11 protein-coding genes are annotated in these 14,634 nt (G+C 45.3%); 4 read left to right on the forward strand and 7 right to left on the reverse strand.

Annotated elements, in window-relative coordinates:
• The first annotated feature begins 23 nt into the window (after window positions 1-23).
• From L3V23_RS19740 to L3V23_RS19755, 4 genes are all read left to right on the forward strand, one after another.
• Complete coding sequence (locus tag L3V23_RS19740) at window positions 24-992, forward strand: TAXI family TRAP transporter solute-binding subunit (RefSeq protein ID WP_042489270.1); 969 nt, start codon at window positions 24-26, stop codon at window positions 990-992.
• A gap of 142 nt (window positions 993-1,134) precedes the next feature.
• Complete coding sequence (locus tag L3V23_RS19745; RefSeq protein ID WP_102966977.1) at window positions 1,135-3,714, forward strand: TRAP transporter permease; 2,580 nt, start codon at window positions 1,135-1,137, stop codon at window positions 3,712-3,714.
• A 62-nt stretch (window positions 3,715-3,776) separates the two neighbouring features.
• Window positions 3,777-4,217, forward strand: coding sequence for a universal stress protein (locus L3V23_RS19750; protein ID WP_042489276.1), 441 nt, complete (start codon window positions 3,777-3,779; stop codon window positions 4,215-4,217).
• Between the two features lie 141 nt (window positions 4,218-4,358).
• A complete protein-coding gene (locus L3V23_RS19755) occupies window positions 4,359-4,745 on the forward strand; it encodes a DUF2061 domain-containing protein (RefSeq protein ID WP_042489278.1) in 387 nt (128 codons plus the stop codon).
• A 43-nt stretch (window positions 4,746-4,788) separates the two neighbouring features.
• Here L3V23_RS19755 and L3V23_RS19760 read toward each other — a convergent pair whose 3' ends face one another.
• The 7 genes from L3V23_RS19760 to L3V23_RS19790 form a co-directional block, all read right to left on the reverse strand.
• Complete coding sequence (locus L3V23_RS19760) at window positions 4,789-5,583, reverse strand: hypothetical protein (protein WP_042489283.1); 795 nt, start codon at window positions 5,581-5,583, stop codon at window positions 4,789-4,791.
• 98 nt (window positions 5,584-5,681) lie between these two features.
• Window positions 5,682-6,101: a ribonuclease E inhibitor RraB gene (gene rraB / locus L3V23_RS19765; RefSeq protein ID WP_042489287.1), complete on the reverse strand. Its 420-nt coding sequence runs from the start codon at window positions 6,099-6,101 to the stop codon at window positions 5,682-5,684.
• A gap of 213 nt (window positions 6,102-6,314) precedes the next feature.
• Window positions 6,315-7,760 (reverse strand): metalloprotease TldD, encoded by a 1,446-nt coding sequence (gene tldD, locus L3V23_RS19770; RefSeq protein ID WP_102966976.1) that lies wholly within the window; start codon window positions 7,758-7,760, stop codon window positions 6,315-6,317.
• Between the two features lie 2 nt (window positions 7,761-7,762).
• A complete protein-coding gene (locus tag L3V23_RS19775; protein ID WP_042489293.1) occupies window positions 7,763-8,602 on the reverse strand; it encodes a carbon-nitrogen hydrolase family protein in 840 nt (279 codons plus the stop codon).
• Window positions 8,603-8,631: 29 nt separating this feature from the next.
• Window positions 8,632-12,528 carry a YhdP family protein gene (locus L3V23_RS19780; RefSeq protein ID WP_102966975.1) on the reverse strand — a complete coding sequence of 1,299 codons (3,897 nt, stop codon included), beginning with the start codon at window positions 12,526-12,528 and terminating at the stop codon, window positions 8,632-8,634.
• Between the two features lie 11 nt (window positions 12,529-12,539).
• Window positions 12,540-14,009 (reverse strand): ribonuclease G, encoded by a 1,470-nt coding sequence (rng, locus tag L3V23_RS19785; protein WP_042489298.1) that lies wholly within the window; start codon window positions 14,007-14,009, stop codon window positions 12,540-12,542.
• Window positions 14,010-14,034: 25 nt separating this feature from the next.
• The gene (locus L3V23_RS19790; protein WP_042489301.1) at window positions 14,035-14,634 is read right to left on the reverse strand and encodes a Maf family protein; all 600 of its coding nucleotides are present in this window, start codon (window positions 14,632-14,634) and stop codon (window positions 14,035-14,037) included.

Below are 14,634 nucleotides of genomic sequence, written 5' to 3' on the forward strand. Positions count from 1 at the left end.
TATGAATGAAGGAAGGGAAATTCATGGCATTGAATAAAATCATAAAGGTCGGCGCTATTGCTGCAACAATTCTTGGTGCAGGCGCTGTTAACGCGCAAGAGTTCATCACAATCGGTACTGGTTCTGTCACTGGTGTTTATTACCCAACTGGTGGTGCAATCTGTAAGCTTGTTAACAAAGACCGTAAAGAACACAACATTCGCTGCTCTGTAGAATCTACCGGCGGTTCTATTTACAACGTAAATACAATTCGCTCAGGCGAGCTTGATTTCGGTATCGTGCAGTCTGACTGGCAATACCACGGCTACAACGGTACAAGTGAATTTGCAGAACAAGGCCCATTCAATAAATTACGCGCGATGTTCTCTCTTCACACAGAACCTTTTAACATCATCGCTCGCACTGATGCTGGCATTAATGGTGTAGCCGATCTTGCTGGTAAACGTGTAAACATTGGTAACCCAGGCTCTGGCGACCGCGCAACAATGCAAGTTGTTATGGATGCATTTGGCTGGACAAATGACAGCTTCACATTGGCTTCTGAGCTAAAAGGCTCTGAGCGTTCTCAAGCATTGTGTGATAACAAAATTGACGCATTCATCTACATGGTTGGTCACCCAAATGGCTCAATCAAAGAAGCAACTACATCATGTGACGCTAAGTTAGTTCCTGCGACTGGCGAGCAGATCGACAAGATCGTTGCGGGCAACCCATACTACGCATACAGCACAGTTCCAGCTGGTATGTACCGTGGTACAGATCAAGATGTGAATAGCTTCGGTGTAGCCGCGACTCTAGTAACAACGTCTGATGTTTCTGATGAAGTCGCTTACAACGTTGCAAAAGCGGTATTTGAAAACTTCGAAACTTTCACTCGTTTGCACCCTGCATTTGCAAACTTGAAGAAAGAAGACATGGTTAAAGCGGGTCTTTCTATCCCTCTTCACCCAGGTGCTGCGAAGTACTACAAAGAAATCGGTCTGCTAAAATAATTACTGGCAACTCCGACAATAAGGAGGCTTAGAGCCTCCTTATTGTTAATCACTATTTACGTTCAATATTTTGGGTTTTCACTCATATTTAGAAAACCTCTCTTCGTTGTAACTCTTTACCATCATTAAAAGGATAATGTACATGACGCAGACAAATTCTCCGTCTCAAGATGTGCAAGAGATGGTCGCACAAGCGGATACAGGCGCCAGAAACCCAAGTGGTATTCCGGGTCGCATTTTGTGGTTTGTGCCACTATGTTGGTCATTGTTCCAGCTTTGGTACGCATCTCCGTTACCGTTCATTTTTAACTTCGGCGTACTTAACGATACTCAAGCAAGAGCAATTCATTTATCGTTTGCTGTCTTTCTTGCCTTTACAGCCTATCCGGCTCTAAAGAACTCTTCACGAGACCGAATCCCGCTTATTGACTGGGTATTCGCACTTGTAGGTAGCTTTTGTGCTTCATATATTTATATCTTCTACGCACAGTTAGCAGGCCGCTCAGGTGCCCCAACCTTGCTTGATGTAGTTACCGCATCTGCCGGTATGCTATTGCTGCTGGAAGCAACTCGCCGAGCGCTTGGTCCACCGTTAATGGCGGTTGCTGCGGTATTCTTGTTTTACACCTTTGCTGGCCCATATATGCCAGAGGTTATTGCTCACAAAGGTGCGAGCTTAAATAAAGCAATGTCTCACCTATGGCTAACAACAGAAGGTGTGTTCGGTGTAGCTTTAGGTGTTTCTACCTCATTTGTATTCCTGTTCGTGCTCTTTGGTGCAATGCTGGAAAGAGCAGGTGCTGGTTCATACTTCATTAAAGTTGCTTTCTCTTTATTAGGTCACATGCGCGGCGGCCCAGCAAAAGCGGCTGTTGTGGCATCCGGTTTATCAGGGCTGGTTTCTGGTTCATCGATTGCCAACGTTGTGACAACAGGTACGTTTACTATTCCTCTAATGAAGAAAGTTGGCTTCCCAGCATCAAAAGCAGGCGCTGTCGAAGTTGCGGCCTCAACTAATGGTCAGCTCACGCCGCCAATCATGGGTGCGGCTGCATTCTTAATGGTGGAATACGTCGGCATTTCTTATGTAGAAGTTATCAAAGCTGCACTTTTACCTGCGCTAATCTCTTATATCGCTTTGATCTACATTGTCCACTTAGAAGCGTGTAAAGCAGGCATGCAAGGTCTGCCAAGACGACACACTTCGACATTCTTACAAAGCATGCTCTCTTTCACCGGAACTATTCTGGCTATCTGTGTCATTAGTGCAGTGGTTTATTACGGAATTGGCTGGACAAAAGATGTTTTCGGCTCATTAGCAACCGTGCTAGTGGGCATAGCCTTACTTGCTTCCTATATTGCGCTGGTCAAGGTGTCATCTAAATATGCCAAAGAAGGCGGCTTTAATCTTGACGAAGATATTCAGGAGATCCCTGATGTTGGTCCAACAGTAAAATCTGGCCTGCACTTTCTATTACCGATTGTTGTTTTAGTTTGGTGTTTAACCGTTGAACGTTTTTCTCCGGGCTTGTCTGCGTTTTGGGCAACCGTCTTTATGATGTTCATTCTGCTGACACAACGTCCGTTAATGGCAGTGTTTAACCAATCGAATGATGCGGCTGAACAAGCAAAAGTAGGTGTTGTCGATTTGCTTGAAAGTTTAGTTTCTGGTGCTCGAAACATGATTGGTATCGGGGTTGCAACCGCAGCTGCCGGCACGGTCGTGGGTGTGGTAACGCTGACAGGTATTGGTCTTGTGATGACAGACTTCGTTGAGTTCATCTCAGGCGGTAGCGTGATTATGATGCTACTGTTTACTGCTGTGATCAGCCTGATTTTAGGTATGGGCTTACCAACAACAGCAAACTACATTGTGGTTTCAACGCTGATGGCTCCGGTTATCGTCACCCTTGGTGCTCAGCACGGATTAATCATCCCACTTATCGCCGTTCACTTGTTTGTGTTCTATTTCGGTATTTTGGCTGATGATACACCACCTGTAGGTCTGGCTGCATTTGCCGCAGCTGCAATTGCTAAATCCGATCCAATTCGTACCGGTATTCAAGGTTTTACCTACGACATACGAACCGCCATTTTGCCGTTTATGTTTGTATTCAACACCCAGTTACTGTTAATGGGTATTGATACGTGGTGGCATCTTGGACTAACCATCATCTCATCGATTATCGCGATGTTACTGTTCTCAGCAGCGACACAAGGTTGGTGGTTTACCAAGACAAAATGGTGGGAAGTTGTTGCTCTGCTCGCTTTGACATTTACTTTCTTCCGCCCAGGTTTCTGGTGGGATATGGTTTACCCAGCACAAGAAGTGCATCCGGGTGTTGAGCTTGCTCAAATCGTAGAACAAAAGCCTATTGGTGAACCTGTACAACTGCTGGTTGCCGGTGAGACTATTGACGGTGACTTCGTATCTAAGACAGTGCTACTGCCATTTGACGACAGAGCAGCAACTCCAGAAGAACGTATTTCTTCTATGGGGCTAATGCTCAACAATGATGGTGAGAAAATGATCGTTGATATGGTGGAGTTCGGTAGCCCTGCAGAATCAGCAGGTATCGATTTTGGATGGGAAATTGAATCGATCATTATTGATAGTGAACGACCAATGAAAGAATGGGTATTCCTTCCTGCTCTACTACTGACAGTGCTACTTGGCTGGAATCAACGAAGAAGAGCGAAAAAAGAGCAAGTTATAGCCTAACCCTTCGTCTGGCTAATCCATTAACGGAATAGCCAGACTTTATCACTCAGAGAAATGACATTATGTATAAAAACATTCTTGTTCCTGTTGATTTAAATGAGCACGGTTTCTGTGACAAGGCTGTTGAACATGCGGTTTGGCATGCAAAACAGAACAACGCTAAAGTTCATCTGCTCAATGTTCTGCCTGGCATTCACATGTCGATGGTTGCTACCTACTTCCCTAAAGAAGCAGCAAAGCAAATGAAAGAAGATGTGAAACAGCAACTGAAAAAATTTGCACAGCAGTTCAGCACTGACGGCGTTGAATTTGAAGTGTATGTTGCTGAAGGGAAAGCTTATAGCACCATTCTTGATTACGCTAAAAAGGTTCACGCAGATCTGATTATCATGCCAAGTCACAAACGATCTCGAATCGATAAAGTGGTATTAGGTTCTGTCGCCAGCAAAGTTGTTGAAAACTCACCTGTCAATGTACTGGTTATCAAACCAACGGGTCTATAACAGCTTAACAATAGAAAAAGGCGCTCAATGCGCCTTTTTTGTTAGTTTTTGCCTATCACAGTAATTCAAAAATACCACTAGCGTTAATGCGAATAGTTATCAATAATAAACCCAACAAAGAGAGACAAGGTTGGGCACTTTATGAAAAAGACTATCAGTTTTGCAGCATTACATTTCAGCATTGCATTTACCGTTGCATACGTACTGACAGGCGACATCATTCTAGGTAGCCTGATCGCAATGCTTGAGCCAATGGTGAACACCGTAGCATTCTACTTCCACGAGAAAGTTTGGGACAGACACGCTCCGCTACAGCGCTATGCTCATAACCCAAGAATCAAAACCATGAGCTTTGCTGTTATTCACTACACAGTGGCATTTAATGTGGCCTACATGCTAACAGGTAGCTGGTTAATTGGCGGCGTTATGGCACTGATTGAGCCAAGTTTTAACACTTGTGCTTACTACTTCCATGAAAAATTCTGGCAAAGTAAAGCCGATCATAATCACTGGCAATGTGTTCACTAAGAGAAAACCCCAACTCTAAGAGCTGGGGCTTTTGGTTTCTACTCTATACGAAGTGAGTCACGCAGAACTCTCTAGATAGACCGAGCTGGCACACTTTTCTCTGCCCATCCAACTGGATGCTTAACTCATAAAGATCTTTCGGATTTGGATTAGCTTTATCGTAATACTTCGGGGCGTCGACCTGAAACAGTGCACTGACATGGTCACTACGGATATCAATTGGCAGCTGATACGTCATGCCATCAAACTTGACCGCTGCTGATACTAGACCCGGAAAGAACGTAGTGAAGTGCAAATTCACCAGCAACTCACAACCACCACCGTAGTGCCAGATTTGTTCTGTAGTGACAGCACCTAAACGTACATGACGGATAAATTGCAAATAAGGCTCACGCCATATGCCTATTCTGTCATCGTACTTATTCACCTCTTCACTCAACAAACAAACTTCAGCGTCTTCTTCATCCAGCAGGCAATCTTCATCTTGTTCCAGAAAGAGGATCTCAAAACGATTTCTTCCTAGTGTTAGCTGCGGAAGAACATCTTTTCGATAAATCTTCTGAGAGCCGTCACAATCAAACAGAGCGACACCGTTCAAACGGACTTCCGCATGATAATCGATACCTTCCAGAACAAGGTCGACGGCTCCGAAGTTCAACATGCTCTCATCGACTTCAATATCGTGCATGAGATGCCATTCCTGATGTGCAATCTCGTCTTCAGACAAAGTTTGAGGTAACACAGCACTGAGTGGTGACGGAAAAGTGATATCGTCCTGCGGTATGGATAAATCGGTGAGCGGTGAAAGTTGCCATAAACCGGCGAGAGAAAGCTGCATAATATTCTTATTGAATGATTTTCTTTTAGGAGAGTTGGCACCATTTAAACATAGTGGCAATAAAAAATACCAGCCTAGGCTGGTATCTATATTAAGACTTACTCTTCATCATCGTCTTCATCTTCGTCAGGGTACAAGGCATCTTCGCCCTCGTAGTAAGTACCCCACCCGTCATAGATGATGTCGTATTTTTCAGCTAGATTAACCAGTTTTTCAACTTGAGCGTCGATCGCTGCTGGATCAAGAGCAGACTGCATAGTTGCATCAAAGCACAGCAGTTTGCTGCCGTCTTCATCTTCTGCTTCTTCAGCTTCAAGAACTTCAAAGCCCATTTTAAAAGCTTCAACAGCAGCTTTTTCTAGCTTTTCGAAATCTTCAGCGAAAAAGTGGTGTTCAATCTCATACAGCGCTTCAGGATCACTGCCATCTTCCAGCAGTGCTTGAATGATTTCGCGAGTATCTTCCTTTTGAATTTCTAGGAAGTCTTCCACTGATAGATAATCATCTTGTTGAGGCATAAAAATGTGCTCCAAAGTGTACAAAAAGGGTATCAATTTAATTGCGCGCAATATCGCATGGATCGTTGTGAATTACCACCTGCATGACGATCTTAAAACGATCTTTCTGGTAATACACAATTTATTGCTAACAAGTCATTCTCTGTTAACAAGCAACAAAGCCTACAATATTCCATAGGCTTTGATTTAATGCTCACGATTTGGAGGACACGGTTATTCCGTGCCACCCACTGTCAACGCATCCAGTTTCAGTGTCGGCTGACCAACACCTACAGGCACACTTTGTCCAGCCTTGCCGCACACACCAACACCACGGTCAATGCTCAGGTCATTACCCACCATAGAGACTTGCTGCATTGCTTCAATGCCAGAGCCAATTAAGGTTGCGCCTTTAATTGGGCGAGTCACTTTACCGTTTTCAATTAAGTAAGCTTCGGATGCTGAAAACACGAACTTACCGGAAGTGATATCAACCTGACCACCACCGAAGTTAGGCGCATACACCCCTTTCTTAACCGTAGAAATGATCTCTTCAGGAGTATGTTGACCCGGCAGCATGTAAGTGTTGGTCATACGAGGCATTGGCAAATGAGCGTAAGACTCTCGGCGGCCGTTACCCGTTGGAGCAACACCCATTAAACGCGCGTTGAGCTTATCTTGCATATAGCCTTTAAGAACACCGTTTTCGATCAGTACATTGTATTGACCATTCACACCTTCATCGTCCACGTTCAGTGAACCACGAAGATCTTTCAAAGTGCCATCATCGACAATAGTACAAAGATCGGAGGTCACCTTCTGTCCGATTTTTCCAGAGAATACTGATGACTCTTTACGGTTGAAGTCGCCTTCTAGACCATGGCCTACCGCTTCATGCAGTAGAACACCCGGCCAACCAGAGCCTAATACCACTGGCATAGTGCCCGCAGGTGCTGCATCAGCTTCTAGGTTAACCAGTGCCTGACGGATCGCTTCATCCGCATAAGAAAAAACGATCTTCTGTCCGTTCTCTTCATTTAAGAAATAGTCGTAGGTAAAACGGCCACCGCCACCAGCACTGCCGCGTTCACGGCGATCGCCACGTTGCGCTAATACGCTGATAGATAAACGAACTAATGGACGAATATCGCCAGCATAAGTACCGTCTGTCGCCGCAACTAACACTTGTTCATGCACGCCACTCAGGCTAACAGAGACTTCTTGAACGAGTGGTTCTTTGGTACGGATGTAAGCATCTATCTGCTGTAGTAATTCTGTTTTCTTCTGTTTTTCCCAGCTTTCTAATGGGTTAACAGCCGCATAATAGGTTTGGTTACTATTGCGTTTAAAGGCTTGTACAGATGCATTCTGCCCTTGTTGTGCAATACCGCGCGCAGCAATCGCACTTTGCTGTAAACCTTCTAACTGGATTTGGTCGGAATACGCGAAACCTGTTTTCTCGCCAGTGACAGCTCGCACGCCCACACCACAGTCGATGTTGAATGAACCATCTTTGATAATGCTGTCTTCTAAAATCAAAGACTCATGCCAGCTAGACTGGAAATAAATATCTGCATAATCAATCTGGCGGGTTGCGATGCTCGACAGAGTATCGGCAATGTCTTGCTCAGTAAGCCCTGCCGGTTTTAATAATGCTTCTTCAATGCGGGTTATACTCATGTTTAGCTCTTTTTCTCTATAAATTGATTATGAAAGCGTGTGTGGGCACTAATAGGCATAGCAGCACGCACACTCTCTATTTGTTCTAACTCGATATCAACAATCAGACTTGCAGCATCTTGCTCTAGTGAAGCAATGATCTCACCCCAAGGACTGATCACCATTGAGTGTCCCCAAGTTTCTCTTCCGCAAGCATGATGGCCACCTTGACCAACTGCGATAACCCAACACTGGTTTTCTATCGCACGAGCCCTTAGAAGAACTTCCCAATGCGCCTTACCAGTTACGGCGGTAAACGCAGCAGGTACCAACAGTATCTGGGCTCCTAATCGACGTAATTCTGCATACAGATTAGGGAAACGAACATCATAACAGATGGACAATCCCAGCTTAGCAAAGGGCGTTTCTGCCACAACGATATCGTTACCCGGCGTAAACGTTTCTGATTCACGATAACGCTTGTGGCCATCAGCAACGTTAACATCAAACATGTGCAGCTTATCATAGTGAGCCACAATATGACCTTGCGGATTAAACAGAACGGATGTGGTAGTCACGCCTTGAGTCTCCGCTGAAGTTCGGCGAATCGGCATACTACCGATGAGAACCCAAACCTGCTGCTCTACAGCTAAGCGCGATATTCTTGCCTGAACAGGCCCATCACCCAGTTCTTCAGCACTGTTGTGGTAATCCTCTTTGTTACCAAACACTACCGCATTTTCTGGGGTAACCACCCATTTAGCACCTTGCTTTGCCAGCAGTCTGGTTTGCTGTTCAATATAAGTGAGATTCTCATTCACATCCGAGCTGGATGTCATTTGAATTAAACCAATACGTTCCATGTAAATAGCCCAACCTACTTTTGTCTGACTTATTGTGCGAGATCTCTAAGTTTTTTCGGCAGCTTAAATTCACCGCGACTACGAGAGAGTTCTTTTACTGTCGGTGAATCCATCGGACCTTTCACCTCATAATTTACTTCGGTGAAAACTTCGACTACAGGTGCTATCACCGTGGTAATCGCCAACACATATAACGCCGTTTGCGGCGTTACCGCAAATGCGGTCAGTACCGGAATACCAGAAGTAATGTCCGGTACAAAGTTAACTTCTGCATCTACGGTACGAGTATTGAGATCCGCTAATCCCTTAATGGTCATGTCACCAGCAATAGCATCCATCTTTATATCATTGGTAACAAAAATGCCTTTATCAACTTCACCGCTGCCAGTGATCGAATCAAAGGCCATACCTTTATCGAATACATCACTGAAATCGAGCTGCATTTTACGAATGATAGAGTCTAAGCTGAACAGGCCCAAGAACTTCGCAGCGCCGCTGACATCGGATATCACCCCTTTACCCAGCTCCGTTTTTACATTGCCTTGAACGGTATTGACCTTCATCGACCAAGGAGCGCCATCCCATTGCAAGTCACTCCACATGTTGAACGAAGCTTTTTGAATTCCTGAACTGATACCGAATCGTTCCATCAGGTCGCTGTTGTTTTCACCCTGAACTTCAAACTTTAGCTTAGTGTGGCTGGTTGTGTCAGTCAGTGTCCAGTCGCCACTCATATGAACAGTATTAGTACCACTCACCACATCCACTTTTTTCCACTCCAGAGTGTTGCCTCTACGCTGGAAATCCATATTCACTTTGCCAACTTTATAACCTTGCAGCCAAAAGTCGTTAATGACCAGAGTAAGATTCGGCATCAGGCGATGAAACTCTCGGTCAAACTCGGAAATCAGAGGGTCCGATTGTTTAGTATGCGCCGCCAATAAAGGTTTCGGCTGTTCTTCATCTAACGATGGAACAAACACATGCAGACGATCGAAAGAGACCGATAAATCATAAGGCTGAATATAATTGGCTTGCCCTTTTGCTTCTTGGCTTTCCAAGTTCATCACCCAGCCAAGACCTTTCCGACGCGCATTAAAGTCAACATCGTGCCACTCAATATCGGCAAGGGTCAGTTCTTGAGTTTTTAGATCGACACGTTGCGGAACTGGAATCTCCGGAGTGTTCATTTTATCTAGACTTGACTTGCCCGCTTTAGCGACAGGCACATCATTCATCACAGCAATCCAGTCATCTAAGTTAAATCGGTCAAGACGAACCTGAGCATGGTGCCCAACAACAGGACTGATTTTAAAACCACCTTGCCCAAGCACTAAGTTGGTCGCTGTTAACACTGGCGTTTTAGGTCTGATATCAATCTCAGCCTGATACTTGGCTTGAGGAAGCTGAAGACGCGCAGTAATCGATTCCTGATTCCCTGAAGCCTGCAGATGCGCTTTGCCCGCTGCTTTCGTTTTCTTTGCCAATGGGTACGGGTATTCACTCGCAACCATTTTCAGGTCTGCGGTACTATCTATCTGGTAAGTAAAGCCAACATCATTTAACTGCAAAGCCACACTGGTTTGCCACGGTGCGTGACCTTTCAGACGCTTGAGCCAACGTTCTCCAACATAAGGCACCAGAGGTTTCACATCCCAGTCACCGATAACATCAATGTTTACCACATAACCTTGAGGCGTACTTTCGCCCTGAAAATCAAAGGAGATCGGTTGTTTTAACAACTTGGATGACAAGCCCGCAGCGGTAATCACATCGTTGTCGAAGTTAATGCGACCGGATACCGAATCCAACATCATTGGTGGAGCATCAATATCCACATGGTTTTTTGACAACTCAGCCCAACCCCAAGCGCGAGGTTCTTTGTCTCGGGTAAACGGAATATTTAACTGAAACTCAGAAGTAACTTCACCGCTCACTTGAACGGCGTTAAGCGCCGCACCCACAGAATCAACCAGCGGTGTCGCCGTCATATACGCTCGAACGGCATTCCCTTCCGCCACAGCACTGGCTTCAATCTCGATATGACCATCCGGCGCTAAACTTGGGATGCGCCCTGTGATTCGTTTGGCGTTCACATCCATTAACGTTGCTGCATTTGAATCTAAATACATGGCATCGTTTTCGAACAGCAAATCCAATTGCAAATTAGTGATCGTCGGCCAAGCGGTATCAAAACTAAACTTACCTTCTTTCAGCCCGACCCATGCCTGAAATACACCATTATGCTCCTGATACGGAAATGAGCCTAAATCGCCATACCAAATCAGTTTGGCGGTATCGACTCGCCCACCTTGAATGGCAGTAGACAAGTAGTCGGTTAAGTCATCGCCCAGCGCAAGAGTTGGCAAATAACGCCAAGTTTCACCCGCGTTATAAGCATCCGCTTCTAGATAAAATGACAGGAATGGACTTTTATCGTGAGGAAAATCGAGACGAAATGCGCCTAATGCCTGCAAGTCAGGAGTCGCAACGGTGACTTTATCAGCCCAAAGCGACCAACCGTCACTGCCCGTTTGCCAAACCAAATTCACATCACCGTGGCGAATGTTCAGTGGCGCCTGAAATACATCGCCATACGGCAAGGTATCATCAATCAATGTGGCATGGATTTTTGCAATATCGGCAGAACCGCTAATCTTTGCCTGAAGTTGATGCACTTCAGGAAGTAAGTACCATTGTGCGATCCGGCCATCTGTTAGCTGCGCTGAATAACGCAGTGAGTCGATGGTTTGCCCCATAGAAACTCGGATATCTTCCAATAATCCGCCCGGTTTCAGGTCATGAATCAGCTTGGTTGATTGCTGAGAATCTGGCATCAAAGCCGCTAGAGGCAAGAGCGTTTCTACATCTATTTGAGAAAGATTTAACGTCCAGCCTTCTGGTTGCCAATCAAGAGCAACATCGAGATCTGGCCAAGCCGTATCATTAGTTCGTAGCTGTAAAGAGTGGGCATTAACCTGCCACCCTTTATCAGTAGGCATTAGCTTAACAATGCCAGACTCCAGCAAGAGTTCGTTGGAACTGCCTTCTTCCCCCCAGATAAGCTCTGAAGGTTTCAGTTCAACGTAGCCATCAACGGGCTGATTGTGATTCAGGGTCATCCACGCGTTAAAGCTTACTCTTCCTCGCTCAATACCTGTTTCTTCCTTCAGGTAACGAGTTAACCAAGGGGTAACACGAAGATTGTCGGCACTCGCGTAGAAATCACCAGAAATATCAAGCAATGAGCCATGGTCTTCAAAGTCAGCACTCACTAACAGAGAGTTTATATTGGCATCCGCCAAGCTCACTTCACCTTCTGCAAAATGGTGAGAGCCTTTGTTCCGCCAACGCAGCTTAGCGATATCAAGCTGACGGATTTCGCCGGCCATTGTCTGGTACAAAATGGTTGAGTTAAGAAGCGAAAAACTATCAAGCTGGCGTAGGAACAGGTCGTCCAGCAGTTGCACAACTTGTCCTTCATTGCTCGCCTCAGAGTTTGCGTCAGAACTATCGTCGCGATCAGAATCAGCAATACGGTTCCAGTCAATGGAGCTGATATCCAACTTCATGCCATGAATGCTCATATCCGCTATCACTGGCTGGCGATTTAGCAGAGACTGAAATAAGTCAAATTCGATATCAATTTGCTGAGTAGATATGTGGATTTTACTGCTTACGGGAAGTTCCGCTCTTACTGCTTTAAGAGCGAGTGAAGGGTGCGTGTTTTTCCAAAAACCACGCACATCGGTCACTTTAAACTGTATGTTGGTTTGCTGAGTCGCCCAGCGCTCAATTTCACTTTGGTAGCGATTCATTTCAGGCAGCAGTACCCGCAAAGCAGTTACCACAACAGCCAATAACACCAATAGGCTAACAATAAGCCATAAAATAAATCGCCCAAGGCGGGTAAAGGTTGAGCTCACTCAATATCCTTTTACATCATCACAACATCAAATTGTTCTTGGATATACAGAGGTTCCGCTTGAATACGAACTTCTTTACCAATAAACAGCTCCAGCTCAGCAAGCGCATGAGACTCATCTCCTTGCAAAGTCTCTGCCACTGCCGGAGATGCGTACACAACAAACTTGTCTGAGTCGTAGGCTCGGTTCACTCGCGTAATTTCACGCAGTATTTCAAAGCAAACCGTTTCAACGGTTTTCACCGCTCCACGACCTTCACAAGTTGGACAAGTAGAACACAGAACATGTTCAATACTTTCTCGTGTACGTTTACGAGTCATCTCAACTAATCCCAACTGAGTAAATCCGTTGATGTTCGTTTTGACTCGGTCTTTGCTGAGCGCAGCTTCCAGCGAAGCAAGTACTCGCTTGCGGTGATCATCGGAAGCCATATCGATAAAGTCGATGATGATGATGCCGCCCAGATTTCGTAAACGCAGCTGGCGAGCAATAGCCTGTGTTGCTTCGATGTTGGTGTTGAATATGGTCTCTTCGAGATTACGGCGGCCGACAAAAGCGCCGGTGTTGATATCAACCGTCGTCATGGCTTCTGTCTGATCGATAATCAGATAGCCGCCAGATTTAAGCTCGACTTTACGCTCCAAAGAACGTTGAATTTCATTCTCCGTGTCGTACATATCGAAAATGGGTTTATCACCTTCATATAGCTCAAGTTTGTCGGTCAGCTCTGGAACGAACTCGGACGTGAACTCTTTGAGATTTTCGAATTCCAGACGTGAATCAACCAAGATGCTGGTCAGTTCTGTGCCGACAAAATCACGAATAATACGTTGAGACAGCCCTGGTTCACCGTAAAGCGTTGAACGAGTTTTGTATTTCGCACGACGCTCCATCACTTTAACCCAGAGGCGTTTAAGGAAAGCCGCATCTTGCGCCAATTCTTTTTCGTCCGCACCTTCAGCCGCGGTACGAATGATGAATCCACCATTCTCGTCGCAATACTGTGCCACTACTGCTTTTAGGCGATTACGTTCAGCTTCACTTTCAATTCGCTGAGAAACACCTACGTGCGCAGAACCCGGCATATAGACCAAGTAACGCGATGGTAAAGTGATATCTGTGGTTAAACGGGCACCTTTGGTTCCCAAAGGATCTTTCACGACTTGCACAACAATATCCTGACCTTGGCGAACCAATTCAGAAATATCGCGTACTTGGAACTGTTGTTTTTCGTTTTCCGCCACACATTCTGTGTGAGGAACGATATCTGAAGCGTGTAAAAAAGCTGCTTTGTCTAGGCCAATATCCACAAAAGCCGCTTGCATACCGGGTAGAACTCGACTGACTTTACCTTTGTAGATGTTTCCGACAATGCCTCTTTTTGCTTCACGTTCAATATGGATCTCTTGAAGGACTCCACCTTCGATCATTGCCACCCGTGTTTCACTCGGTGTGACATTCAAGATCAACTCTGCACTCATGAGCGCACCTCAATTTTTAATAATACTAAAATATAAATTCGTGCAAGAGCTGGTCAGTTTCATAGAGCGGTAATCCCACCACTGCGTGGTAGCTACCTTCAATCCTAGTTACAAATCGCCCACCCAATCCTTGAATGCCATAACTGCCAGCTTTATCGCAAGGCTCACCACTTTGCCAATATTGTTCTATTTCTTGCTCTGACAAGGGTTTGAACCATACATCTGTGGTCACGACCACAGAACGATGTTTTTCTTTTGCAGCGACCGTCACGGCCGTCATTACTTGATGCTGAGTCCCCGAAAGATACTCAAGCATCTCTTTGGCGTGAGAAAAGTTTTGTGGCTTTTCTAATACGCGATTGTCTTGAACCACTATTGTGTCCGAGCCTAAAACCACATAGTCCTGCTCGTTCACATTAAGATTAGCCGCGTTTTGCTTAGCCAGTTCTAGGCCAGCTAAAGCCTTATCGCGAGACAAACGTTCTACATATTGAACGGGAGATTCACCGTCTAAACGCTTCTCTTCAACATTTGGGACTAACACATCAAACTGATATCCCAATTGAGAGAGTAGTTCTCGGCGTCTAGGTGAACCAGACGCCAGAATTAATCGTTGTTTGTTCAT

The sequence above is a fragment of the Vibrio sp. A1-b2 genome, assembly GCF_021726015.1.
Taxonomy (GTDB): Bacteria; Pseudomonadota; Gammaproteobacteria; order Enterobacterales; family Vibrionaceae; genus Vibrio; species Vibrio diazotrophicus.